Annotated in this window: 21 protein-coding genes and 2 pseudogenes; 14 read left to right on the top strand and 9 right to left on the bottom strand. The window is 72.0% G+C overall.

Annotated features, from left to right (window positions below):
• Positions 1-66 precede the first annotated feature (66 nt).
• Positions 67-1,383 carry a M20/M25/M40 family metallo-hydrolase gene (locus AC5L35_RS19605; RefSeq protein WP_495061106.1) on the top strand — a complete coding sequence of 439 codons (1,317 nt, stop codon included), beginning with the start codon at positions 67-69 and terminating at the stop codon, positions 1,381-1,383.
• The gene (locus AC5L35_RS19600; RefSeq protein WP_495061105.1) at positions 1,383-2,156 is read left to right on the top strand and encodes an SDR family oxidoreductase; all 774 of its coding nucleotides are present in this window, start codon (positions 1,383-1,385) and stop codon (positions 2,154-2,156) included. Before AC5L35_RS19605 ends, AC5L35_RS19600 begins: the two co-directional genes overlap by 1 nt.
• A gap of 100 nt (positions 2,157-2,256) precedes the next feature.
• On the opposite strand, the gene AC5L35_RS19595 is transcribed toward AC5L35_RS19600, so the two are convergent.
• Both AC5L35_RS19595 and AC5L35_RS19590 read right to left on the bottom strand, forming a co-directional pair.
• Positions 2,257-2,472 (bottom strand): DUF5703 family protein, encoded by a 216-nt coding sequence (locus AC5L35_RS19595; protein WP_169395897.1) that lies wholly within the window; start codon positions 2,470-2,472, stop codon positions 2,257-2,259.
• Positions 2,473-2,631: 159 nt separating this feature from the next.
• Complete coding sequence (locus AC5L35_RS19590; RefSeq protein WP_495061104.1) at positions 2,632-3,576, bottom strand: aldo/keto reductase; 945 nt, start codon at positions 3,574-3,576, stop codon at positions 2,632-2,634.
• 49 nt (positions 3,577-3,625) lie between these two features.
• On the opposite strand from AC5L35_RS19590, the gene AC5L35_RS19585 reads away from it, so the two are divergent.
• The 7 genes from AC5L35_RS19585 (at position 3,626) to AC5L35_RS19555 (ending at position 11,358) form a co-directional block, all read left to right on the top strand.
• Positions 3,626-4,447, top strand: a complete 822-nt coding sequence (locus AC5L35_RS19585) for an undecaprenyl-diphosphate phosphatase (RefSeq protein ID WP_495061103.1) — start codon at positions 3,626-3,628, stop codon at positions 4,445-4,447.
• A gap of 34 nt (positions 4,448-4,481) precedes the next feature.
• The gene (locus tag AC5L35_RS19580; protein WP_495061102.1) at positions 4,482-5,186 is read left to right on the top strand and encodes a histidine phosphatase family protein; all 705 of its coding nucleotides are present in this window, start codon (positions 4,482-4,484) and stop codon (positions 5,184-5,186) included.
• 51 nt (positions 5,187-5,237) lie between these two features.
• Positions 5,238-5,807, top strand: a complete 570-nt coding sequence (locus tag AC5L35_RS19575) for a DUF3090 domain-containing protein (RefSeq protein ID WP_495061101.1) — start codon at positions 5,238-5,240, stop codon at positions 5,805-5,807.
• 22 nt (positions 5,808-5,829) lie between these two features.
• Positions 5,830-6,624 carry an SCO1664 family protein gene (locus AC5L35_RS19570; RefSeq protein WP_495061100.1) on the top strand — a complete coding sequence of 265 codons (795 nt, stop codon included), beginning with the start codon at positions 5,830-5,832 and terminating at the stop codon, positions 6,622-6,624.
• Positions 6,625-6,745: 121 nt separating this feature from the next.
• The gene (locus AC5L35_RS19565) at positions 6,746-7,618 is read left to right on the top strand and encodes an LLM class F420-dependent oxidoreductase (RefSeq protein ID WP_495061099.1); all 873 of its coding nucleotides are present in this window, start codon (positions 6,746-6,748) and stop codon (positions 7,616-7,618) included.
• A gap of 141 nt (positions 7,619-7,759) precedes the next feature.
• Complete coding sequence (gnd, locus tag AC5L35_RS19560) at positions 7,760-9,208, top strand: NADP-dependent phosphogluconate dehydrogenase (RefSeq protein ID WP_495061098.1); 1,449 nt, start codon at positions 7,760-7,762, stop codon at positions 9,206-9,208.
• 260 nt (positions 9,209-9,468) lie between these two features.
• Positions 9,469-11,358, top strand: coding sequence for an ABC transporter ATP-binding protein/permease (locus tag AC5L35_RS19555; RefSeq protein WP_495061097.1), 1,890 nt, complete (start codon positions 9,469-9,471; stop codon positions 11,356-11,358).
• Positions 11,359-11,367: 9 nt separating this feature from the next.
• On the opposite strand, the gene AC5L35_RS19550 is transcribed toward AC5L35_RS19555, so the two are convergent.
• Both AC5L35_RS19550 and AC5L35_RS19545 read right to left on the bottom strand, forming a co-directional pair.
• Complete coding sequence (locus AC5L35_RS19550; protein WP_495061096.1) at positions 11,368-12,261, bottom strand: extracellular solute-binding protein; 894 nt, start codon at positions 12,259-12,261, stop codon at positions 11,368-11,370.
• Positions 12,262-12,483: 222 nt separating this feature from the next.
• Entirely contained in the window at positions 12,484-13,644 is a 1,161-nt protein-coding gene (locus tag AC5L35_RS19545) for a macrolide family glycosyltransferase (protein ID WP_495061290.1), read from the bottom strand.
• Positions 13,645-13,854: 210 nt separating this feature from the next.
• Between AC5L35_RS19545 and AC5L35_RS19540 the strand changes: the two genes are divergently transcribed.
• Positions 13,855-15,069 carry a YncE family protein gene (locus AC5L35_RS19540; protein WP_495061095.1) on the top strand — a complete coding sequence of 405 codons (1,215 nt, stop codon included), beginning with the start codon at positions 13,855-13,857 and terminating at the stop codon, positions 15,067-15,069.
• A gap of 134 nt (positions 15,070-15,203) precedes the next feature.
• Positions 15,204-15,371, top strand: a pseudogene (locus tag AC5L35_RS19535) (hypothetical protein); the annotation flags it as partial.
• A 56-nt stretch (positions 15,372-15,427) separates the two neighbouring features.
• Here the strand turns inward: AC5L35_RS19535 and AC5L35_RS19530 are convergent.
• Positions 15,428-15,609, bottom strand: a pseudogene (locus tag AC5L35_RS19530) (IS481 family transposase); the annotation flags it as partial.
• Between the two features lie 190 nt (positions 15,610-15,799).
• Between AC5L35_RS19530 and AC5L35_RS19525 the strand changes: the two are divergent.
• A complete protein-coding gene (locus AC5L35_RS19525; protein ID WP_495061094.1) occupies positions 15,800-17,077 on the top strand; it encodes an HNH endonuclease signature motif containing protein in 1,278 nt (425 codons plus the stop codon).
• A 222-nt stretch (positions 17,078-17,299) separates the two neighbouring features.
• On the opposite strand, the gene AC5L35_RS19520 is transcribed toward AC5L35_RS19525, so the two are convergent.
• Positions 17,300-18,358 carry an NAD(P)-binding domain-containing protein gene (locus AC5L35_RS19520; protein WP_495061093.1) on the bottom strand — a complete coding sequence of 353 codons (1,059 nt, stop codon included), beginning with the start codon at positions 18,356-18,358 and terminating at the stop codon, positions 17,300-17,302.
• Positions 18,359-18,424: 66 nt separating this feature from the next.
• Positions 18,425-19,426, bottom strand: coding sequence for a threonine ammonia-lyase (locus tag AC5L35_RS19515; protein ID WP_495061092.1), 1,002 nt, complete (start codon positions 19,424-19,426; stop codon positions 18,425-18,427).
• Positions 19,427-19,460: 34 nt separating this feature from the next.
• On the opposite strand from AC5L35_RS19515, the gene AC5L35_RS19510 reads away from it, so the two are divergent.
• Together AC5L35_RS19510 and AC5L35_RS19505 are read left to right on the top strand one after the other, a co-directional pair.
• Positions 19,461-19,937, top strand: a complete 477-nt coding sequence (locus AC5L35_RS19510; protein WP_495061091.1) for a hypothetical protein — start codon at positions 19,461-19,463, stop codon at positions 19,935-19,937.
• Positions 19,938-20,099: 162 nt separating this feature from the next.
• A complete protein-coding gene (locus AC5L35_RS19505; protein ID WP_495061090.1) occupies positions 20,100-21,770 on the top strand; it encodes an AMP-binding protein in 1,671 nt (556 codons plus the stop codon).
• Between the two features lie 48 nt (positions 21,771-21,818).
• On the opposite strand, the gene AC5L35_RS19500 is transcribed toward AC5L35_RS19505, so the two are convergent.
• Complete coding sequence (locus AC5L35_RS19500) at positions 21,819-23,528, bottom strand: glycerol-3-phosphate dehydrogenase/oxidase (RefSeq protein ID WP_495061089.1); 1,710 nt, start codon at positions 23,526-23,528, stop codon at positions 21,819-21,821.
• Between the two features lie 50 nt (positions 23,529-23,578).
• Complete coding sequence (glpK, locus tag AC5L35_RS19495) at positions 23,579-25,096, bottom strand: glycerol kinase GlpK (protein ID WP_495061088.1); 1,518 nt, start codon at positions 25,094-25,096, stop codon at positions 23,579-23,581.
• Positions 25,097-25,110 lie beyond the last annotated feature (14 nt).

The raw sequence follows: 25,110 nt of genomic DNA, 5'->3' as shown, positions 1-25,110 counted from the left end.
GAGGAAGAGGATAGCTCACGCGCGCCGAGGCTCCGCGCCGGGACCTCCGGTGGTAGGAAGATCGGCGTGACCAGCCATATCGCAGCCGAGGACGAGGTCGTCGAGCTGGCTTCGGAACTCATCCGGATCGACACCACCAACACCGCCGACCCCGCGACGACGGTCGGGGAGCGGGAAGCCGCGGAGTACGTGGCCGCGAAGCTCACCGAGGTCGGCTTCGAGGTCGAGGTGGTCGAGTCGGGTGGGCCGCGGCGCGACAACGTGATCTGCCGGCTCAAGGGCGCCGACCCGGAGCGGGGGGCGCTGCTCGTGCACGGGCACCTCGACGTGGTGCCTGCCGATCCGTCCGAGTGGTCGGTGCACCCGTTCTCCGGCGCCGTGCAGGACGGCTACGTGTGGGGGCGCGGGGCCGTCGACATGAAGGACATGGTGGCGATGACGATCGCGGTCGCGCGCCGGTTCAAGCGCGACGGCGTGGTGCCGCCCCGGGACATCGTGTTCGCATTCCTGGCCGACGAGGAAGCAGGCGGGAAGCTCGGTGCCGGGTGGCTCACCGCGAACCGGCCCGACCTGTTCGAGGGCTGCACGGAGGCCGTCGGTGAGGTGGGCGGGTTCTCCCTGACCCTCGCCGAGGACCGGCGCGTGTACCTCATCGAGGCCGCCGAGAAGGGCATCGCCTGGATGCGGCTGCAGGCCCGCGGGAGGCCCGGCCACGGGTCGTTCCTCCACGACGACAACGCCGTCACCAAGGTCGCGGAAGCCGTCGCCCGGCTGGGCAACCACAAGTTCCCGCTGGTGCTCACCGACACCGTCCGCGCGTTCCTCGAGCAGATGGCCGAGCTCACCGGGCTGGAGTTCCCGGAGGACGACCTGGAGGGGGCGATCGCGAAGCTCGGGCCGCTCTCCCGGATCGTCGGCGCCACGATCCGCGACACCGCCAACCCGACGATGCTCTCGGCCGGCTACAAGGCCAACGTCATCCCCTCGTCGGCGGAGGCCGTGGTCGACTGCCGCGTGCTGCCGGGGCGTGAGGAGGCGTTCCTCCGCGAGGTGGACGAACTCCTCGGCCCGGACGTGACCCGGGAGTGGGTGACCAACCTGCCCGCGGTGGAGACGCCGTTCGGTGGGCCGCTCACCGACGCGATGGCCGCCGCGCTGCGCACCGAGGACCCCGGCGCCGTGACCGTGCCGTACATGCTCTCCGGCGGCACCGACGCCAAGTCGTTCCAGGACCTCGGCATGAACTGCTACGGCTTCGCCCCGCTGCGGCTGCCACCGGACCTGGACTTCGCCTCGCTATTCCACGGCATCGACGAGCGGGTGCCGGTCGACTCGCTGAAGTTCGGCTGCCGCGTGCTCGACACCTTCCTGAGGAGCTGCTGATGGACCTGACGGGCAAAGCGGCGCTGGTCACCGGGGGGGCGTCGGGGATCGGCGCCGCCGCGGTGCGCAGGCTCGCCGCCGCGGGAGCCGTCGTCGCGGTCGCCGACCGGGACGAGGCCGGGGCGCGTGCGCTCGCCGAGGAGGTGGGCGGGCTCGCCCTGCCCGGAGACGCGTCCGACCCGGACACGATGACGATGGCCGTCGACGTGGCCGAGGACGCGTTCGGGCGGCTCAACATCGTGCTGCTCAACGCGGGGATCACAGCGGGCCAGTCGGGCATCGAGAACCTCGACCTGGCCGCGTACCGCCGGATCGTCGGGATCAACATCGACCACGTCGTCTTCGGGCTGACGGCGGCCGTGCCGGCGCTGCGCCGGGCCGGCGGGGGCACCATCGTCGCCACGGCGTCGCTGGCCGGGCTGGTCGCCATGCCCGGCGACGCGCTCTACACGATGACGAAGCACGCCGTGGTCGGGTACGTCCGCTCGGCGGCACCCACGCTGGCGCCGGAGGGGATCCGGGTGAACGCGGTGTGCCCAGGCTTCGCCGACACCCCGCTGATCGCGAAGGCGAAGGACCGGTTCGGGGACTTCCCGCTGCTCAGCGCGGAGGACGTCGCCGCGGCGATCGAGGCGATCCTCGAGCGCGGGGAGCCGGGGGAGTGCTGGTTCGTGCAGCCCGGCCGCGAGCCCGCGCCGTACGCCTTCCGTGGGGTGCCGGGGCCGAAGAGCGGCACCCCGCCCCCCGAAGACGTGACGTGGAAGGACCACTAGGTAGCCAGGGGAGCACCCCGAGGTTCAGGAAAGCCACTTTCAGGCCCTCCCAGTACAGGAAAGTGGCTTTCCTGAACCGATCGGACCGGGCCGGACCGGGTCAGACCGAGAGTTCGGGGAGCATCCTCGAACTGCGCCGCCGCCGTAGCCACACCTTGCGGACGCCTCCCGGGTAGAGCCGCACGCGCGAGAGCTCCCAGCCGCCGAACTCGGCCTGGATCGCCAGTCGCACCGCCGCGGTCATCCGGGACACGTCACCGGGTAGCTGGACCGGGCGGTACTCCCAGTCCCCGTCGATCGAATCCTCCTCGACCATGCCGGTCGGGCCGCCTCGCTCCACCGGCTCACCTCCCGCCAGCTCGTCCGTCCGACACCCCCACGCCGCGGTGAACACCGGGTGGAATTCCCACACCATAGGCGCGGCCGCCATGCCGTGCCAGGTCCCTGCGACGAGCCGCTGCGGCCCCTCCGCCGGTCATGCAGGCGCGCTCACGTCGTCGAGTGCGGAGCGGATCTCCGCGGGCAGCACGACCGACTCTGCGGCCAGCGACGCCGACAGCTGCGCGGCGTCCCGGGCCCCGACGACGGCGGCGGCCACGCCGGGCCGGTCGCGCACCCAGGCCAGTGCCACCGAGAGCGGGGAGGTGCCGAGCCCGTCGGCCGCCGTGAGAACGGCCTGGACGATCCGGGCCGAGCGCTCGTTGCGCCGCGCCTCCACGTAGGGCGCCAGCGTGGGTGAGGCGGCGCGGGAGTCGGCCGGGGTGCCGTCGGCGTACTTGCCGGTGAGGACGCCGCGGCCGAGCGGCGCCCAGGCCATCAGCCCGACGCCGTGGTGCTGCGCCGCGGGGAGCAGTTCGGCCTCGACCTCCCGGGCCAGCAGCGAGTACTCGACCTGCGCCGACACGGGCACCGTGATGCTGCCCAGCGCGCGCCCGCGCTCCGCCACCGTGGCGAGCTGCCACCCCTTGGGCGCGACGAGCCCGCAGTAGCGGGCCTTCCCGGCCATGACGGCCACCTGCACCGCGGAGAGCGTCTCCTCCAGCGGGACGTCGGCGTCGAAGCCGGGCAGCTGCCACAGGTCGAGGTGGTCGATGCCGATGCGCGCGAGGGTGGCGTCGAGCCCCGCGAGCAGCGCGCCGCGGGCGGCGCCGTCCCCGAGGGGGCCACCGGGCAGTGTCGCGCGGCCGGCGATGACCAGGTCGTCGCGCGGCACGGCGGAGGTGAGCACCTCGCCCAGCGTGGCCTGCGCGGCGCCGTCGCCGTAGCCGTCGGCGGTCTCGACGAGGGTGCCGCCCGCATCGACGAACGTGGCGAGCTGTGCGACCGCGCCGTCGACATCGGTGTCGGCACCCCAGGTCATGGTGCCGAGGCCGATCTGCGACACCTCCAGTCCGCTGCCCCCGACCCGTCGCCGCCGCACGGTAAGAGCCTAGGCGGGGCGCCCAACAGGGTGTCGGTACGGTCCGCGCGTGACTTGGCTCGAAGTGCTCGTTCTCGGTGTTGTGCAGGGTTTGACGGAGTTCCTCCCGATCTCTTCTTCAGCCCACCTCAGGATCATCTCGGAGGTTTTCTTCGGGCGTGATGCCGGTGCAGCGTTCACGGCAGTGACGCAGCTGGGCACCGAGGCCGCCGTGATCGTCTACTTCGCCAAGGACATCGGTCACCTGGTCGTCACCTGGTTCCGGGGCCTGCGCGACCCGTCGGTCCGCAAGACCCCGGACTACCGGATGGCCTGGCTCGTGATCATCGGCACGATCCCGATCGGCCTGCTCGGGGTGCTCCTGGAGGACCAGATCCAGACCGCGGCCCGCAACCTCTGGCTCATCGCCACCACCCTCATCGTCTTCGGGCTGCTGCTCGGCCTGGCCGAGCGGGTGGGCAAGCAGCGCTACGAGCTGAAGCACATGGGCGTGACGGACGGCGTCGTGCTCGGGTTCGCGCAGGCGATGGCACTGGTCCCCGGGGTCTCCCGGTCCGGCGGCACGATCACCGCCGGACTCTTCCTCGGCTACACCCGGCCCGCCGCCGTGCGCTACTCGTTCCTGCTCGCGATCCCGGCCGTCGTCGCGTCCGGCCTGTTCCAGATCCCCGACGTGTTCTCCGGTGACGGGCCGAGCCCGCTGCAGATGACCGTGGCCACCGTCATCGCGTTCGTCATCGGCTACGCGACGATCGCCTGGCTGCTGCGCTATGTGGAGCGTCACAGCATCTACGTGTTCGTCTGGTACCGGGTGGCGTTGGGCGCGGTGCTGTTCGTCGCGCTGAGTGCCGGTTGGCTCGCGGCAACCTGAGAGCCGGCGGCTGTTCCACGTAGGCTCGCTGATCGTGACCACCCTCATCCTGCTCCGCCACGGCCGGTCGGCGGCCAACGCCGCCGGTGTCCTCGCCGGCCGCACCCCCGGCGTGGAGCTGGACGAGGTCGGCCAGACGCAGGCGCAGAAGATGGTCGACCGGCTTGCGGGCGTGCCGCTGGCGGAGATCGTCTGCTCACCGATGGTGCGCTGCGAGCAGACGGTCGCGCCGCTGGCGAAGGACCGCGGGCTCACGCCCGTCTCGGAGCCCGAGCTCGCGGAGGTCGACTACGGCTCGTGGACCGGCGCCGAGCTGAAGACGCTCTTCAAGGAGCCGTTGTGGAAGGTGGTGCAGTCGCACCCCTCCGCCGCGGTGTTCCCCGGAGGCGAGGGCCTCGCGGGGATGCAGGCCCGCGCGGTGGCCGCCGTGCGCAGGCACGGGGCGCGAATCGCCGCCGAGCACGGTCCCACCGCGGTCTGGCTGGCCTGCACCCACGGTGACGTGATCAAGGCGGTGCTGGCCGACGCGCTGGCCACCCACCTCGACAACTTCCAGCGCATCGTCGTCGACCCGAGCTCGATCAGTGTCGTGCATTACACCGACACCCGCCCGTTCGTCGCGCGCGTCAACGACCTCGGCGGCGACGTGGCCGGGCTGATCCCGCCCAAGCCCAAGCGCAGGCGCAAAACGGCCCCCCGCAGCTCCGACGCGGTGGTGGGCGGGACCACCGGCGGCTGAACCCCCGAGGAGGTGCCGAGTGCGCCGCCGTGGCCTACTCTCGATGTCGCCATGTCACGCGTCATCCATGTCTTCCGCCAGCCCGAGCGCTTCGTCGCCGGGACCGTTGGTGAACCCGGCGACCGCTCCTTCTACCTGCAGGCCATCGAGGACGCGCGCACCATCAGCGTCCTCCTGGAGAAACAGCAGGTGTCGGTGCTCGCCGACCGCATCAGCGCGTTGCTCCAGGAGGTGGCTCGCCGCTTCGGCGACGAGGTACCCGACGAGGCGGGCGGCGGCAGCGACCTCGACCCACTCGCGGTGCCGTTGGAGGAGGAGTTCCGCGTCGGCACCATGGGCCTGGGCTGGGACGCCGACTCCCGCTCCATCGTCGTCGAACTGCTCGCCGTCACCGATGAGGAGATCGACGAGTCCGTCGTCCTCGACGACACCGAGGAGGGCCCCGACGCGCTCCGCGTGTTCCTCTCGCCGGTGCAGGCCCGCGCGTTCGCCGACCGCGCCGAGCGGGTCGTGTCCGCCGGCCGGCCGCCGTGCCCCCTCTGCGCCGAGCCGCTCGACCCCGAGGGCCACGTGTGTGTGCGGCTCAACGGCTACCACGAGCGGTCCCCGGTAGCGGACTGACGAAGAGACCGACCTGACGCACGTGGAACCTCGTGACCCCGCTGTGCCGGAACTGCTCCGGCGAGGCCGGATAGAGATCACCGGACGGCTCGTCGACGCCTCCAACGCCACCCTGTTCGGCACGATCACCACCAACGGGCTCGAGGCGCAGTGCGTCTACAAGCCGGTGCGTGGCGAGCGCCCGCTCTGGGACTTCCCGGACGGCACGCTCGCCGGACGCGAGGTGGCGACGTACCTGGTGTCCGAGGCCGCCGGTCTGCACGTCGTGCCGCCCACGGTGCTGCGCGACGGCCCGTTCGGGCCGGGCATGGTGCAGATCTGGGTGGACACCGACGAGGAGCGCGAGCTCGTCGACGTCTGCGCTCCGAAGGACGTGCCGCCGGGCTGGCTGGGGGTGCTGCGGGCCCGCGGTGACCGCGGCGAGCCCGCGGTGCTCGTGCACGCCGACACACCGGAGCTGCAGGCGATGGCCGCGTTGGACGTGGTCACCAACAACGCGGACCGCAAGGGCGGGCACGTCCTCGCCGGCGTCGACGGCAACGTCTACGGCGTCGACCACGGGCTGTGCCTGCACACCGAGGAGAAGCTCCGCACCGTGCTGTGGGGCTGGGTGGGCAAGCGGCTTCCCGAGCGGGTGGTCGAGGCGCTGCAGCGGCTGCGTTCCGAACTCGACGACGGGCTGTGCGACGTGCTCGGCGAGCACATCACCCGGCGTGAGATGCGCACCCTGTCGGCGCGGGTGGACGGGCTGCTGGACGACCCCTCCTACCCCGAGCCCTCCGGCTACGGCCCGGCCATCCCCTGGCCCGCCTTCTGATCACGCGTCCCCGGCGCTCGTCGGCCGAGGACCGATCGTGTCACCGTCGCGGGGCGCCGGAGCGGGTGTCGGGGACTAGCGTCGGGGACGTCCCGGACGGCGGTCTCATCGAGGAGTCATCGTGGATCTCGGCCTCCACCTCGCAGACTTCACGTTCCCGGCGGGTCCTCCCGGGCTCGCCGACGACCTGACGCGGATCGTCATGACGGCCGAGGAGGTCGGCTTCGCGCGCATCAGCGTGATGGACCACGTCTGGCAGATCGGGACGATCGGGCCGCCCGAGCACGACATGCTGGAGGCCTACACCACGCTGGGGTTCCTCGCGGCGCGCACGTCGCAGGTGCAGCTGCTGGCCTGGGTCACGGCCGCCACCTACCGGGAGCCCGGGATGCTGGCGAAGCTGGTCAGCACCGTCGACGTGCTCTCCGGCGGACGCGCCTGGCTAGGCATCGGTGCCGGCTGGAACGCCGAGGAGGCGCGCGGCCTGGGACTGCCGTTCCCGTCCACCGGCGAGCGGTTCGAGCGTCTGGAGGAGGCCCTGCAGATCTGCCTGCAGATGTGGGGGCCCGACGACGGCCCCTACGAGGGCCGGCACTACCGGCTCGAGAAGACGCTCAACGCTCCGCAGTCGCTGCGCCGCCCCCACCCGCCCATCCTGATCGGCGGCGGCGGGGAGCGGAAGACACTGCGCCTGGTCGCCCAGTACGCGCAGGCCTGCAACCTGCTCGCCAGCGCCGACGTCGAGCACAAGCTCGGCGTGCTGCGGGAGCACTGCGAGGCACTCGGCCGCCCGTACGACGAGATCGAGAAGACCGTGATGTTCCACCTCGACCCGGGGGAGAGGGGCGAGAACGTCGACGCGATCCTCGAGCAGCTCCACCGCTACGCCGAGCTCGGGGTCGGCGAGGTCCACGGCCGGGTCGACCGCGTGTGGGAGCTGGAGCCGCTGAAGCTCCTCGGACGTGAGGTCGTGCCGATCGCGGCGCAGCTCTGACGGCCGGTCGGGCGAACCGTCCACGGCGTTCGCGTCCCCGGCGGAATGCGGGGGCGGCGGGCATGGTCGTGGTGGTGGAGGCGACGAGCCGGGCTGCCCGCTCCGGCGGTACCGTCGCCAGGGGCTGAGTGAGGGAGAACGATGACCGTGGCAGACGCGAAGAGCCGCATCGGGGTGACCGGGCTGGCCGTGATGGGGGCGAACCTGGCCCGCAACATCGCGCGGCGGGGCACGCCGGTCGCTGTGCACAACCGGACGTCGGCGCGCACCCGCGAGTTCATGGAGGCCTACGGCGACGAGGGCGCGTTCACGGCCACGGAGAGCCTCGAGGACTTCGTGGCCGCCCTGGAGAAGCCGCGCCGCATCCTCGTCATGGTGAAGGCCGGCGCCCCGGTGGACGCGGTGATCGAGGAGATCTCGCCGCTGCTCGACGAGGGCGACATCATCATCGACGGCGGCAACTCGCACTTCCCCGACACGACGCGCCGCACGCGGGCCTGCGCGGAGCGCGGGCTGCGGTTCATGGGCGTCGGGGTGTCCGGCGGCGAGGAGGGCGCGCTCAACGGGCCGAGCATCATGCCCGGCGGCGACGCCGAGGCCTATGCCGAGGTCGAGGACATCTTCACCACCATCGCCGCGCAGGTGGACGACACGCCCTGCTGCGTGCACGTCGGGCCGGACGGCGCCGGGCACTACGTGAAGATGGTGCACAACGGCATCGAGTACGCCGACATCCAGCTCATCGCCGAGGCGTACGACCTGCTCACCCACGTTGCCGGGCTGGACGCCCCGGCGATCGGCAAGATCTTCGAGGAGTGGAACGCGGGCGACCTCGAGTCGTACCTCATCGAGATCACCGGCGAGGTCCTCCAGAAGACCGACGCCCGCACCGGCGGCCCTCTCGTCGACGTGATCGTCGACGAGGCCGAGCAGAAGGGCACCGGCCGCTGGACCTCGCAGGACGCCCTGGAGCTCGGCGTCCCGCTGACCGGCATCACCGAGGCCGTGTTCGCCCGCACGCTCTCCTCGCTGCGAGGCGAGCGCAAGGCCGCGGCCACCACGCTGGGCGGCCCCGTCCCCGGCGCGGGGGAGGACCGCACCGACCTCGTCGAGGACATCCGCCAGGCCCTCTACGCCAGCAAGGTGGTGGCCTACGCGCAGGGCTTCGCGCAGATGCGCGCCGCGTCGAAGGCCAACGACTGGGACGTCGACCTCGGAGCCATGGCCACGATCTGGCGGGGCGGCTGCATCATCCGGGCCCGGTTCCTCAACCGGATCCGGGACGCGTACGCCGAGCACGGTGACATCGAGAACCTGCTGATGGTGCCGTACTTCACCGAGGCCGTGGCCAACGCGCAGGACTCGTGGCGGCGGGTCGTGGTCACCGCCACGCAGCAGGGTGTGGCGATCCCGGCGTTCTCGTCGTCGCTGTCGTACTACGACGGCTACCGCCGCGAGCGCGGCCCGGCCAACCTGATCCAGGGCCTGCGCGACTACTTCGGCGCCCACACCTACCGGCGCATCGACGCGGACGGCTCGTTCCACACCCGGTGGGGCCAGGACGGCACCGAGGTGCGCACCGACGCCTGACGGACCCGTCCGAACAGCAGTACGTATCCGCAACGCTGCGGGTGGGTGCGGGCCGCCCGGCCCTCTGCAGCGTTGTGGTCACATGTTGCTGTTCTGACGGCCTCCCGAGCGCGTTATGTGTCCATGACGCGGTGGTCGCCGGGCCCTGTTCGTCCCGGTTACCCGTATCTGCGCTCATGGAAGCGGGATTGATCCGCAGGTGCGGATATCCTGACTGTCGTGAGTGTCTTCGACGGTGACGCCCCGGCCGCGGTGCGCCGATGGGCGTGACGCGGCGGGCGGCCACCGGGAAGCTCGCGACCCCGCTCCCGTGGCTGGCGGCACTGCTGGTGGCCTACCTGCTGGTGCCCATCGGGGCGTTCGTCGTGCGGCTGGCGGGGGCGTCGGCGGAGCAGCTGACCGTGCCCGGCATCGTCGACGCCCTGGGCGTCTCGCTGCTGAGCGCGAGCATCGCCACGGTGGTCATCGCCGTGGCCGGGATCCCGCTGGGCTACCTGCTCGCGCGGGCCCGGGGTCGCGCCGCCGAGCTGCTGGGCGTGGCGGTGCAGCTGCCGCTGGCGCTCCCACCGCTGATCAGCGGCCTGCTGCTGGTGTACGTCATCGGGCCCTACACCTCGCTCGGGCAGCTGTTCGACGGCCGGCTGACCGACGACCTCACCGGCGTGGTGCTGGCGCAGATCTTCGTGGCGGCCCCGTTCCTGATCATCGCCGCCCGCTCCGCGTTCGCGGCGCTGGATCCCGAGCTGGCCGACGTGGCCGCCACCCTCGGGCACGGCCCGTGGTCGCGGTTCGCGCGGGTGGCCATGCCCGGTGCCTGGGCGGGCATCCGGGCGGGGCTGCTGCTGGCCTGGCTGCGCGCCTTCGGGGAGTTCGGGGCCACGGTGGTGCTCGCCTACCACCCGTACTCGCTGCCGGTCTTCACCTACGTCGAGTTCGGCAGCTCCGGGGTCGACACGACGATGATCCCGGTCGCGGCGGCGCTGCTCGCCGCCGTGCTCGTGCTGGCTCTGAGCGGCGGAGCGGGACGACGGCACCACCGCCGCGCGGCCCGGATGACGCTCCCGGCGCCGCAGGCCCCGAGCGCCCGGCCTCCCGCCCACCTCGGGTTCGAGGTCGACGCCCGGCTGGGCGTGTTCCACCTCCGCGTGGGCCACACCGCCCAGGGCAGGCACCTCGCCGTGCTCGGGCCGTCCGGAGCGGGGAAGTCGCTGCTGCTCAAGCTGCTGGCCGGGCTGGCGCCGCTGCACGAGGGGAGCGTGCGGCTCGGTGGGCACGACCTGACGGCGCTCGACCCCGAGTCCCGCGACGTCGGCTATGTGCCGCAGGACTCCTGCCTGCTCCCGCACCTGCCGGTGTGGCGCCAGGTCACCTTCGGTGTCGGCACCGATCCGGCGGTGGCCGCCCACTGGCTCACCCGCCTGCACCTCGACGGCCTCGAGGACCGGCTGCCCCACCAGCTGTCCGGCGGCCAGCGTCGCCGGGTTGCGCTGGCGAGGGCGCTGGCCCGGCAACCGCGGCTGCTGCTCCTCGACGAACCCTTCACCGGGCTGGACACGCCGGTGCGCGACGAGCTCCGGCGGGAGCTACGGCGCGTGCAGCGCGACACGGCGGTCACCACGGTGCTGGTCACCCATGACCCCGAGGAGGCTGCGCTGCTGGCCGACGAGGTGCTGCTGGTCATCGACGGGGCGCTGGTGCAGGGAGGCGGTCAGCCCGAGGTCTTCTCCCGGCCGGCGAGCCCGGCAGCGGCGCGCCTGCTGGGCATCCGCAACCTCCACACGGGACGGATGCGCGACAGCGACACGCTCGAGTCCGCCGGCTCCCTCATCGCCGCCGGTCCCGGCGGGGTTCCCGCCGGGACGGAGCTGGCGTGGTGCATCCGGCCCGAACATGTGGAACTCGACCCGGCACCGCCGCGCACCGGCGAGGAGCACCACGCGACGATCATCGACGTCGTGCACATGGGCGCGGTCGCCGAGTTGCTGGTCGTCCTCGACGGGGGCTGTGAGCTCACCGTCGTCACCGCCGATGACGGGGTGGCGGCGGTCGGCACGCGGTGCCGGGTGCGGCTCCCTCCGGAGCGGCTCGTCGTCTGGCCGGTGCCCACGCGCCCCGGGAGCCCGGAGCCTGCGGTAGCGACCCGGGCGTGACGCCGGGCCTCAGGGGGCCGGGATCAGCGGGTGGAGCCCAGCAGGGACCGCGCCCTCGTCCCCGGACACGGTGGGCGGCGACGCCACCTGGAACCCGTCGGCCGTGAGCGTCGAGGAGCCGTCGCGGCCGAGCAGGTAGTTGACGAACGCGACCGCTCCGGCCTGGTTCGGCGCCTGGTTGAGCACGGTGACCGTGTAGGCGGCCCCCAGCGCCACCGGTGGGATCTTGATCGTCGGGATCTTGTCCGGGACGGCCTCGGCCGAGTAGAAGAACCCGGCGTCGAGCTGACCGGACTGCAACCGTCCGACGAGGTCCGTCTCGGGGAACACGCCCGACTGGTCCGAGGCCAGGCTCGTCAGCCCCACCCGGTCGAGCGCCTGCACCGCCAGCTTTCCCTTCGGGTCCGTGGTGGGGTCGGTGCGGCCCAGCCGGAATCCGGGCTCGGCCAGCACCTGCTGCCACGGCTTCGACGTCAGGTCAGCGGCGAAGCGGCTCTTCGGGTTGTACCCGATCACGAGCGGGGACGACGCGAACGTCGCGAACCACGACTCCGCGTTGCCGCCCGCCGCGCCCTGCAGGGTCGAGTTGGGCTGCGGGCTCGCGCTGATGAACACGTCGGCCTGCTTGACCTTGCCCGTGATCTCGTTGGCCAGTGCATCGGACCCGCCGCCCTCGCCCTGGAACCGGTAGCCCTGCGCCGCCGTGAACTTCGGCCCGATGTCGCGTTCCATCAGGTTCACCAGCGAGCCCGCGTAGAGCACGCGCACCGGTTGCCCGTTCGCGCCGGCAGGGCTCGGGCTCGCCGTGCTCGGGCTCGGGCTCGGGTTGGTGCTCGGGCTCGAACATGCCGCCAGCGCCACTCCGGCCGCCGCCAGGGCGCCCACCACTCGCCACGACCTCATCAGATCCTCCGGCTCGTTCCTGCCACGGCGCGAATTCGCCACGGAGCCCCACCATATGCTCCGCAGCTGCGGACAGAATTGCGCCCAGTAACCGCACCCAAGGAGAAGATTCGCGGTTATGTCCGGACCTGCCGCTATCCACGGCGGCCCTGGACGCCGTCGGACCAGTCCGAACGGTCCGGAGGACCGCCCGCTACGCCCAGCCGGAGGAACGCGTCGGCCTCAGATCCGCGACGCCGCGATCTCGGCCTCCGCGATGTCGGCCGCGGCGCCGGCACCCCCCGCCGCGCGCAACTCGTCGCGGAGCACGGCGAGCCGGTCCCGCACGTCGGCCGACCCCACGAGTGCGAGCAACGCCTCCCGCAACGTGCCGGGCGTGGCGGCCTCCGTCGGGACGTACACGCCGGCCCCGAGCTGTTCCAGCATCGCCGCGTTCCCGAACTGGTCCACCGCCTGCGGCACGGCGATCATCGGAACCCCGTGGTACAGCCCCTCGGCGCAGCCGCCCATCCCCGCGTGCGTCACGAAGGCCTGGGCGCGGGCGAGCACCGCGAGCTGCGGGACCCAGCGATGCACCTCGACGTTCGGCGGCAGCTCGCCGATCGCGGCCGGGTCGACGTGGGAGCCGATCGCGATGACGACCTGCCAGTTCAGCGGCCCGAACGCCGCCACGCAGGCGCGGTAGAACGCCACTCGGTCCGTGTAGGCGGAGCCGAGGGACACCAGCAGGACGGGCCGGTCCGACGGCGGCCAGTCCTCCTGGTGCGGGCGTCGGTCCAGCGACGGTCCGACGAACGTGTAGACGTCGTCGTCGACGCGCTCGGCGTTGGGTTGCATCGCCCGCGGGATCAGCACGATGCAGCGCGGCGGCCTCCCGCTGAACGTGTCGACGTCGATGTCGATCCCCAGTTCGGCGAGCCAGCGGGCGAACCGCTCCTGGTAGCGCTCGTACTCCGGCTCGCGCAGGAACGTCAGTGCCTCGGCCATGTCCTCCTCGTAGCCCCGCCAGGCCACCATCGAGGGGGAGAGCTGCACGAGCGGGAGCCCCCAGCGGTGGGCGAGTGCCCGGCCCGGGTAGCCCGCGATGTCGTAGAGGACGAGGTCCGGCCGGTCGTCCGTGAGCGCGGCCTCCAGCTGCGGCAACACCCGAACGGCGTCGTCGAGGAAGATCGACATGCCGTCGACGGGGTCGCCGGGCCACTGCTCCCCGCGGGTCTCGTCGGGCAGGCCCGAGAGGTAGACGAGCGGCGTGGCGCCGGTCGAGCGGACAGTGTCGGCGAAGGACTCGGGGATCGCGTAGGTGACGCGGTGGCCGCGGTCGACGAGCTCGGCGATCACCGGCAGGCTGGGGTTGACGTGGCCGTGTGCGCCGACGCTCACCATCAGGATGTGGGACACGAGGACTCTCCAGGTCTGCGGTAAACGGATGAGGACACGCCGCGGACCCGCCCTGCATGCGGGCGGGTCCGGGAAGAGCCGCTCAGCCGTACAGCTGCTTCTGGATCACGACCGGGACTGTAGCCGAGCCCCGTGCCGCCCCGGGTGGCGGTCAGGAATGGAAGAGCCTGGTCAGAGCCCCGTACTCTCCGACTGATGGATGGTGCGACGGGCGCACGGTGGCCGGGGGACCGCGTCCCGGCCGCACGTGGCGCGTCCCGGATCCGGGCGTCGCTCCCGGCCCTGGCCGCTCTGCTGGCCGTGCTCGCGGCGTGCGCCGGCCCGGGGCCCGCGCCCATCCCGGCCCCTCCGCCGCCCGCTGCGGTGGTCGACGGGCTCCCCGGGATGCCGCCCGTGACCGACCCGCACAACGTCTACGCCGCCACCGGGCCGGCGATGCTCTCCGAACCCGCGAAGGCCGCCGTGCCCCGGGTGTACGTGCCTCACACGAAGACCGGCGAGGTCTGGGTGATCGACCCCGCCACGTTCACCGTGGTCGGCAGGCACCGCCTGGGCGGCGAGCTGCAGCACGTGGTGCCGTCCTACGACATGACCACGCTCTACGCCACCGACGACACCGGATACCGGGTGACGCCCTTCGACCCGAGGACGGGCGAGCCGGGCCAGAGCATCCCGGTGACCGACCCGTACAACATGTACTTCACACCGGACGGGCGCTCGGCCATCTCCGTGGCCGAGGAGCGCAAGGAGCTGGTGTTCTACGACCCGCACACCTGGCAGCAGCAGGACGTCCTGCCGACGCCCGACTGCGCGGGCATCGACCACGCCGACTTCACCGCCGACGGGCGCACGGCCGTGTTCAGCTGCGAGTTCGCCGGTCGGGTCGCGGTGGTCGACGTGGCGTCGCACCGCCTGCTGCGCATGATCGACATGCCCGTGCGGAACACGACGATGGGTCCGCAAGACGTCAAGCTCGCCCCGGACGGCTCGGTGTTCTACATCGCGGACAGCGAGCAGAACGGGCTCTGGGTGCTCGACGGCGCGGCCACCACCGTGCTGCGCCAGATCCCCACCGGGCACGGCGCGCACGGGCTCTACCTCTCCCGCGACGCCAGGAGGCTCTTCGTCACCAACCGGCACGCGGGCAGCATCAGCGTGCTGGACCCCTACACCGGCGCCGTGCTCACGACGTGGCCGATCCCCGGGGGCGGGAGCCCCGACATGGGCAACATCACCGCCGACGGCACGCAGCTGTGGCTGTCGGGCCGCTACGACCGCGCGGTGTACGTCCTCGACACCACCGACGGGCGCCTCATCCACAAGTTCGACGTGGGCGCGGGGCCGCACGGGTTGTGCGTGTGGCCGCAGCCGGGCCGCTACTCGCTCGGCCACACCGGCATCACGCGCTGAGCGGCCCGACCTCCGAAGCCACCAGGGGCAGCACCGTCAGTCAATGACACCTCTTCGGGTACGACCGCCGATCATCCGGTGCGCTAGCGGTCCAGGGCTCTTGGCCAGCGCGATGGCCAGACGCTGAGCTTGCGAAGCGGTTGCGGGTGTCCTCGCGCACGATCCAGCGGTGGCGCAACGAGGGCTGGATCAAGCCGGAGTGGACCACGATCGGTGGCCAGGCCAGGTGGATCGAGGAGGACGTCCGGGGGCAGGTTCGGCAGTACCAGGGGCAGATCGAGGCTGAGCAGGACGGCGGCTAGGTGTAATGCCCAGGCGGGTTGTTGACGCGGCTGATGGGTGGGTGGCCGCGGTGGGCTTTCTCGTCGGGCCGGATCGCGGCGTAGGCCACGCGGGGGTGGTCGTCGATGGCGGCGTGGACGGAGTTGAACCCGACCCGTGGGCTGGTGCGGGACTGGTCGCTGTCGCGGCCGTGCACCTGCCGGCCCCCTCCGTCGCGCAGCCGAGCTTCTTCACATCCACGTGCACCAGCTCGCCCGGGGCTGGGGCGTTCGCGGCGGCGGATCACCGTGCCGGTGGGGCGGTCGAGCCGGTCGGCCGGGCGAGTCCGTGGCGGGTCGGACGGCGTGGAGCGAGGCGAGTCCGGCAGGCCACCGCCACGGGCGCTGAAAGGCCGTTGACCTGCGACGACGAACATCGATTCGAACATGTGTTCGGTTATGATGAGGGGGTGTCGGACAGCCCGCTCACCACCGCGCACCGCCTCCTGGTCGAGGCGATCGACACGCTGTCCGCCGCCGCCGAGTCCGGCGCCACCGACGACGACCTGCTGTCGGTGCTCACCCTGTGCGAAGGCACCAGCAGGCGGCTGGACCGGGTCACTGTTGCCGCCGTGTCCACGCTGGAGCGGCGCGGGACGTTCGCCGAGCGGGGCTACAAGTCCACTCCGGCCGCGTTGGGCGATCTGCTCGGCTGGGAGCGGTTCGAAGCCCGTCACCGGGTGGTCGCCACCGAGCAGGTGTGCCCGCGGGTGAGCCTCGACGGCACCGCACTACCCGCGAAGCTGCCTGCCACCGCCACAGTGTTCGCCGCCGGGCACACCGGCCTGCGGCACGTCGCGGTGATCGCGCGGGTGCTCGCGAGCCCGGCCGCGCAGCGGCTCACACCGCAGGTGTGGGCCGGCGCCGAAGCGCAACTCGCCGAGAAAGCCGCCGTCTACACCCCCTCAGAACTGCAGACCTGGGGTGTCGCGCTGATCGAGGCCCTCGACGCCGACGGGCCCGAGCCTGATGACCGCCCCCCCGCGCCGGTCAACGAGTTGCACCTGGTCCGTCACCGCGGGAAGGCGGGCGGCACCCTGAAGGGTCAGTTCGACGACGCGGCGATGTTCGATGCCATCGCCACCGTGATCGACGCCCACGCCCGGCCGGTCAGCGGCGACGAGCAGCGCAGCCCCGCGCAGCGGCAGGCCGAAGCGCTGGCTGATGTGTGCGGGTACGTGCTCGACCACGGCGACGTCCCCGAATGCGGCGGGCGGCGCCCGCACCTGAGCGTGCTGATCCGCCTCGAAGACCTGGAGAACCGGGCCCGCGCCGCCTGCCTCGACTTCGGCGGCACGCTGTCGCCGGAGTCGCTGCGGATGCTGGCCTGCGACGCCGCCGTCGTCCCGGTCGTGCTCAACGGGACGGGCCAACCCCTCGACGTCGGGCGGGCCACCCGCACCATCCCCGACGGGTTACGTCGCGCCATCGCCGCCCGCGACCGTGGCTGCGCCGGTTGCGGGCGGCCACCGTCGTGGTGCGAGGTCCACCACATCACGGCCTGGCAGGACGGCGGTGACACGGCCCTGCACAACTGCGTGATGCTCTGCCGGGCGTGTCACCGGCTCCAGCATCATTCCGAGTGGGAAGTCCGTATCCGTGACGGGCTCCCCGAGTTGATCCCCCCGGCCTGGATCGATCCGCAGCGAAGACCCCGCCGGAAACCGCTTCTGCACCTCGCCGCGTAAGAACGGTCGAGCAGATGGGCGCGGTCGGCTGAGCCTCTGTGATCACTGGGGAGACCTGTGCCCTCGCCCGAAGGTCTCCTCATGTTCAGGCCGACACGCCGTCAACAACGCTCATGGGCACTACAGCTGGGCGCGCCGCGGCTCAGCTGAGTCGAATGGCTGGCACTGAGGGGCCGGCCACGTTCATGCCCGGCCGGCTTCGGGAGCACGAGGCTGCGCCGTTCACGCGGTGAGCGGCTCCCGCAGCAGCGACACCACCTCGCGGGCGGCCGCGCGGCCCGCGCGGTTGGCCCCGATCGTGCTCGCGCTGGGGCCGTAGCCCACCAGGTGGATCCGCGGGTCGGACCGCACGCGGGTGCCGTCGACCGCGATCCCGCCGCCCGGCCCGCGCAGGTGCAGCGGGGTGAGATGCCCGAGCGCGGCCCGCCACCCGGTGGCCCACAGGATCACGTCGGCAGGCGCCGTGGAGCCGTCGGCCCACGCCACCCCGTCCGGGGTGATCCGCTCGAACATGGGCAGCCGGCGCAGCACCCCCGACTCCTGCGCAGCCCGGGCCTGCGGGGTGAGCATCAGCCCGGTCACACCGACGACGCTCTGCGGGGGTAGACCGGCCCGCACCCGCTCCTCCACGCGCGCCACCGCCGCACGTCCCGCGTCCTCGTCGAACGGTCCCTCGTGGAAGTGCGGAGGCCGCCTGGTCACCCACGTCGTGGCCGCCGCGACGCCGGCGATCTCCATCAGCAGCTGCACCGCGGACGTCCCGCCGCCGACCACCACCACCCGCAGGCCGGCGAACTCGGCAGGCCCGCGGTACTCGGCCGGGTGCAGCTGGCGCCCGAGGAAGCGCTCCTGTCCCGGGTAGCGGGGACGGAAGGGGTGCGTCCAGGTGCCGGTCGCGTTGATGAGCGCGCGGGTGGTCCACGTGCCGGAGCCGGTCTCGACGAGCAGGTCGGGCGCGGCGTCGCGGACGGCCGTGACGCGCACCGGACGGCGCACCTGCAGGTCGAAGGTGTGCTCGTACTCGTCGAAGTAGGCAGGCACCACCTCGGCCGCCGGTCGCGACGGGTCGGCCGGCGCGAACGGCAGGCCGGGCAGGTCGTTGATCCGGTGGGTCGTGTCGACGCGCAGCGTCGGCCAGCGATGGCGCCACGCGCCGCCAGGGCCGTCCTCGCCGTCGAGCACCACGAAACCCGCACCCGGCTCGAGCCCGGCCCGGCGCAGCCCGTACGCCGCCGACAACCCGGCCTGACCGGCTCCGATCACGACGACATCAGTGAGCACGGTCCTGAAACGCCGGACGCCCCGCCGAGCTTCCACTCCGGTGGGGTGCGGGTCAGGGCCGCCGGCTCAGGGCACTGCCGGCGCGGGACGACGGGGGAGGGGGACGGCTCCGAACCGCTGCACCCACCCCGTCAGGTCCGCGGCGGTGACGTTCCCGCCGCAGACCACCAGACCGAGCCGGACGTCCGGGCCGACCCGGTCGAGCACCTGGTGGGCGGCCGGGAGCAGGCAGCCTGCCGCGGGCTCGGCCCAGACCTTCCCCTCCTCGGCGAGGGCGAGGGTGCCGGCCACGGCATCGGCGTCGGACACCACGATGACGTCCTCGACGAGGGCCTGCACGTGGTCGAGCGTCAGCTGCGACACGTACGGCGCGCTCAGCGTGGTGACGACCGAGGTCGGCGTGATCCCCGTCGGGGTACCGGCGGCAGTGGCGCAGGTCATCGCATCGGCGCCCTCGGTCTCGACGCCCCAGACGCGGACGCCGGGCACGAGCGCCCGCATCGCCGCGGCGATGCCGGAGATCAGGGCACCCCCGCCGACACTGACCAGCACATCGGTGACGTCGGGCGCGTCGGTGGCGAACTCCAGGCCGACGGTGCCCTGGGCGGCGAGCACGATCGGGTCGTCGAACGGGTGGACGAGGGTGAGCCCGTCGGCCACCAGTTCGTCGAGCAGCGCGAAGGCGCCAGCCATGTCGGGGGTGAGCCGCACCGTGGCTCCGGACGTGCGACAGGTGGCGATCGAGCGCTGTGGGGCCGACTCCGGCATGACGACCGTGGCCGCGATGTCCAGCGACCCGGCGGCGTCGGCCAGTGCGAGCGCGTGGTTGCCGCCGCTGACCGCCACGACCCCGGCGGCGCGCTCCGCGGGGGTGAGACCGAGCAGCTTGTGGAACGCGCCGCGCGGCTTGAACGAGCCGGACCGCTGGAGGAGCTCCAGCTTGAGGGTGACCGGCACGCCGAGGTAGGCGGCGAGGCCCGGGCTCGCGACCGTGGGTGTACGCAGGACGTACCCCGCGATCCGTTCCGCTGCTGCGGTGATGTCGTCGATGGTGATCAGGTCGCTCACCACGTCACGCTAACCCGGCAGAGGAGTCACGGGGATGGCGGATCCGCGGCAGGGGTGGTGGGGTGTGCGCGTGCTACGCGCGTCGCGGATGGGGCTGCTGAGCACCCGATACGAGATCACCCAGGACGGCGCGCAGCTCTGTGTCTGGAAGCCGTCGGCGTTCTTCGGCGGGGGTTCCTTCGTGCTCGACGGCCGCCGCTACGACGTGGCCCGCGGCGGATGGTCGTGGCGCCGGTTCCGGTTGGTCGACGAGCGGGGCGAGCTCGTCGCGCTCGCTGACGGGGTGGGCCGGGGGGAGTGGACACTCGACACCGGCGGCGTCACACATGCCTTCGAGCGTCCGTCGCTGATCCGCCATGAACATGTGTTGATGAGGGCCGACAGCCCGGTCGGGACAGTGCATCGGGTCAGCGCATGGCGGGGCGATGCGGAAGCGGATCTGCCGGGGCTGCCGGTGCCGGTGCAGGTGTTCGTGCTGGTCAGCCTGTTGGGTGTCTGGGACGAGGACTAGTCGGCCGCCGCGTCGCACACCAATCCTGATGGCCTGGTTCGGCGGATATATCCATTCTGTCAATTCTCTGGGTTAATTCTCGTAGGATGAATCACCGGCCCGGTCCGGCAATTTCGAGTACCGTGGGATCGGACGTTTCGGGGAGAGCCTGGGGGATTTCCTATGTCATACTTTACCATTCGTGCGCCGGGTGAAACTGCGCAGGAATATCGCAGCGCCGGGATCTGGCGGGACTCGACGCCGGTCGGAGATCTGCGTCGGTGGTGCCGCGAGGCGCCCGAGGCCGTCGCGGTCCGGGCGTATCGGGCGGAGAGCGGGCCCACGCAGATGAGCTCGGTGGAGCTGAGCTACGCCGACTACGGACGGTACGTGGAGCGGTTCGCCGGAGCGCTGTACGAGCTGGGTGTGCGGCCGGGCCAGGTGGTGTCCTACCAGCTGCCGAACTGGTGGCAGGCCGGCGCGCTCCAGCTGGCGGCCATGCAGTTGCAGGCCGTGGTGGCCCCGGTCATGACCACCATCCGTCCCCGCGAGCTGGAGCGGGTGCTGGCTCGGGTGGGCGCGAGTGTCTTCGTCACGGTGGACGAGTGGGCGGGGTTCGACCACGCCGCGGCACTGCGGGAGATCGCTCCCCGGCTGCCGCGGCTGCGCCACCGCGTCGTCCTCGGGAAAGCGGACGACGGCGAGGTCGAGTTCGGCCCGTTCTTCGAGGACACCCCGTGGGAGGAGCGTCATCCGGTCGCCGTGGACGACGCGGTGGAAGACCCGGACCAGGTCGCCGCGCTCTTCTTCACGTCGGGCACCTCCGGCGATCCGAAAGGCGCGCTCCACACCCACAACACGGTGTACGCCACGGTCTCGGCGGTAGCCGAGCAGGAGCGGGTCGGACCTCCGGACGTGATCTTCACCCCGCACTCGTCGATGCACATCGGGGGGCACATGTTCGCCCTTCTCCCGCTTTTCACCGGAGCGTGCAGCGTCCTGCTCGACTCCTGGTCGGGTGAGCGGGGTGCCGCCGTTCTCTCCGAGACCGGGAGCACGATCCTGCTCTCCGCACCCGCCTTCGTCGACGACCTGATCGCGGCCGGGAACGGGCAGCCTCAGCACCTGCCCGCGCTCCGCATGGTCGGGTGCGGTGCCACCACCGTCCCGCGGCCGCTGGTCGCGGAGGTGCCGCGGGTGTTCGGGGTGGCGCTGCAGAGCGGGTGGGGGATGACCGAGCTCGGAATCGGCACGCTGACCAGCAGAGAGGATCCCCCGGACTGGTCCGCCCACAGCGACGGACGACCGCTCTCCTGGGCGGAGCTCGACCTGCGGTCGGACACCGAGATCACCGCGGACCGGCCGGGGCGGCTGTTCGCCCGCGGCGGCGGCCTGTGCCTGGCGACACTCGGGCGGGACAGCGGCGCGGTCACCGTCATCGCCGAGCACGACGACGGCTGGTTCGACACGGGCGACCTCGCCATCCCGGACGGGCGTGACGGAATCCGGCTGATGGGCCGGGCCGGCGACCGCATCGGCGGTGCGTTCATGATCCCGGTCAACGATGTCGAGTCCGAGCTGCTCACCCACCCGGCCGTCGCCGACGTCGCCCTGGTCGGCTACCCCGACGGGCACGGTGGCGAGCTCGCCTGTGCGGTCGTGGTCGCGGCCGGCCCGTCCCCGGTCACCCTAGAGGAGCTGCGCTCCTACCTGACCGGCAAGGGCATGACCGACTGGTACCTGCCCAGCAGGCTGGAACTGGTCGCGCGACTGCCCCGCAACGACAACGGCAAGGTGCGCAAGGAACTGCTGCGGCGCGAGCTGCAGAGCGCGGGCGCGCTCACCGCGGAGTGACCGTCCCGGGGCGCGCCACCTTCGAGGGTGGCGCGTCCCGGAACCGGGTCACCGGACCGGCACGACCTCCGGTGCGCCCATCCGGGCGGCGTCGGCGGTCTCGTCGTCGGGCATCTTCTGGCTCTCCAGCTCGGCCTCCACGCGCTTGCGGTAGTGCTCCACCTCGCGCTCGATCTGCTCGCCGCTCCAGCCCAGTACCGGTGCGACGAGCCGGGCGGCCTCCTCGACGGCCCCGATGCCCCGGTCGAAGGTCTCGATCGAGATCCGGGTGCGGCGGGCGAGCACGTCGTCGAGATGCCGGGCGCCCTCGTGCGACGCCGCGTAGACGATCTCGGCCCGCAGGTGGTCGGGCGCACCGGTGAGCGGCTCGCCCAGCGAGGGGTCCTGCTCCACCAGGTCGAGTACCTCGTGGATGAGCGACCCGTACCGGCCGAGCAGGTGCTGGATGCGCGCCTCGTGCAGCCCGTAGCGTTCGGCCAGCACATGTGCGGAGTTCTTCAGCGCCGTGAAGCCCTCGGCCCCCAGCAGGGGCACGTCCTCCGTGACCGACGGCGGAACCTTCTGGTAGAGCCCGTGCACCGCGGCGTCGACGGCGTCCTTTGCCATCACGCGGTAGGTGGTGTACTTGCCGCCCGCCACCACCACCAGACCGGGCACCGCGTGTGACACCGCGTGCTCCCGCGAGAGCATCGACGTCGACTCGGACTCGCCCGACAGCAGGGGCCGCAGCCCGGCGTAGACGCCTTCCACGTCGGCATGGGTGAGGGGCTGTTCCAGCACCTTGTTGACGTGGTCGAGCAGGTAGTCGATGTCGGCGGCACTCGCCGCCGGATGGGCCAGCCCGAGTGTCCAGTCCGTGTCGGTGGTGCCGATGATCCAGTGCCGGCCCCACGGGATGACGAACAGCACGGACTTCTCCGTGCGCAGGATCAGCCCGGAGTCGCCACGGATCCGGTCGTGCGGCACGACGAGGTGGATGCCCTTGCTCGCCCGGACGTGGAACTGCCCGCGCTCGCCCGCCAGGCTCTGGGTCTCGTCGGTCCACACGCCCGTGGCGTTGACGACCTGCCGCGCCTGCACCTTGATGGTGCGGCCGGACTCGAGGTCGTGCACCTCCGCCCCGGTGACCCGCTCGCCCTCGCGCAGCAGCCCGGTGACCCGCGCCCTGGACGCGATATGGGCCCCGTAGGCCGCCGCCGTGCGGGCGACGAACATCGTGTGCCGGGCGTCGTCGACCTGCGCGTCGTAGTACTCCAGCGCCCCGACGAGAGCGTCCTTGCGGAGCGACGGGAACACGCGCCGCGCTCCGCGCCTGGTCAGGTGGCGGTGGTGGGGCACACCCCTGGCCCGCCCGGACAGCAGCGCCAGCGTGTCGTACAGCGCCACACCGGCACCGGCGTACATCCGCTCCCACACGTGGTGGTTCAGCGGATAGATGAACGGCACCGGACGGACCAGGTGCGGTGCCAGCTTCTGGATGAGCAGACCCCGTTCCTGCAACGCCTCGGCGACGAGTCGGAAGTCCAGCATCTCCAGGTAGCGCAGGCCACCGTGGATGAGCTTGCTCGACCTGCTGGACGTGCCGGACGCGAAGTCACGAGCCTCGACGAGCCCGACGGTGAGGCCGCGGGTGGCGGCGTCGAGGGCAGACCCACTGCCCACGACACCGCCCCCGACGACCAGCACGTCGAGTTCGGTAGAGCTCATGGCCTCCAGTGCGGCCTCGCGGGCCTGCGGAGAGAGCGCAACCGATCTCATGGTTTTCCTCTCATCGTCGTCGTGCACGAGACGTCCGGGCGGAGAACCGCTCAGTCGACGTCCACCCAGTCCAACGTCCTGGTGACGGCCTTCTTCCAGCGCTCGTACCCGGTGGAGCGCTGCTCGTCGCTCCACCGGGGCTCCCAGCGCTTCGACTCGTTCCAGTTGGTGCGTAGCTCGTCGGTGTTCTTCCAGAACCCGACGGCCAGCCCCGCCGCATACGCGGCTCCCAGTGCCGTGGTCTCCGCGACGACCGGCCGGCTGACCGGCACGCCGAGCACGTCGGCCTGGATCTGCATGCACAGCTCGTTGGCGGTGACACCGCCGTCGACCTTGAGCACCTCCAGGTGGACTCCGGAGTCCTTCTCCATCGCCTCGGCCACGTCGCGGCTCTGGTAGCAGATCGCTTCCAGCGTGGCCCTGGCCAGGTGGGCGTTGGTGTTGTACCGGGAGAGCCCGACGATCGCGCCGCGGGCGTCGGAGCGCCAGTACGGGGCGAAGAGCCCCGAGAACGCCGGGACGAAGTAGACGCCGCCGTTGTCCTCCACCTGACGGGCCAGCGACTCGCTCTCCGCCGCGCCCGAGATGATCCCCAGCTGGTCACGCAGCCACTGCACGGCCGACCCCGTGACGGCGATCGAGCCCTCCAGTGCGTAGACCACCGGCTCGTCACCGAACTTGTAGCAGACGGTGGAGAGCAGCCCGGCCTTCGAGCGCACCAGCTCCGTGCCCGTGTTGAGCAGCATGAAGTTGCCGGTGCCGTAGGTGTTCTTCGCCTCGCCGGGGGCGAAGCACACCTGGCCGACGGTGGCCGCCTGCTGGTCGCCGAGGTCGCCGGTGATCGGGACCTCACCGGCCAGCGGACCCTTCGTGAGCGTGGTGCCGTAGCACTCCGGGCACGAGCTCGGCTTGATCTCGGGCAGCATCGACCGCGGGATGTTGAAGAAGCCGAGCAGCTCGTCGTCCCAGTCGAGCGTCTCGAGGTTCATCAGCATCGTGCGGCTGGCGTTCGTCGGGTCGGTGACGTGGACGCCGCCGTCCTTGCCGCCCGTGAGGTTCCACATCAGCCAGGTGTCGGTGTTGCCGAAGATCGCGTTGCCGCTCTCCGCCGCCTCCCGGGCCCCGTCGACGTTCTCCAGGATCCACTGGACCTTGCCGCCGGAGAAGTAGGTGGCAGGCGGCAGCCCGGCCTTCTGCCGGATGACGTCGCCGCGCCCGTCCCTGTCGAGCGCCGAGGCGATCCGGTCGGTGCGGGTGTCCTGCCAGACGATCGCGTTGTACAGCGGGCGTCCCGTGCGCTTGTCCCACACGACGGCTGTCTCGCGCTGGTTGGTGATGCCCAGTGACACCAGATCCGATGACGAGAGCCCGGACCTGTTGAGTGCGGTCTGGACCACCGCCGACGTGCGTTCCCAGATCTCGACGGGATTGTGCTCGACCCAGCCGGCCTGCGGCAGGATCTGGTCGTGTTCGAGCTGGTGGCGACCCACCTCGTTGCCCGAGTGGTCGAAGATCATGAAGCGGGTGCTGGTGGTGCCCTGGTCGATGGCACCGACGAACTCGGCCATGAGTTGTCTCCGCT

The sequence above is a fragment of the Pseudonocardia sp. OZ21 genome, assembly GCF_059359135.1.
The sequence above is the reverse complement of the archived record's forward strand: the minus strand, read 5'-3'. Positions and strand labels throughout refer to the sequence as shown.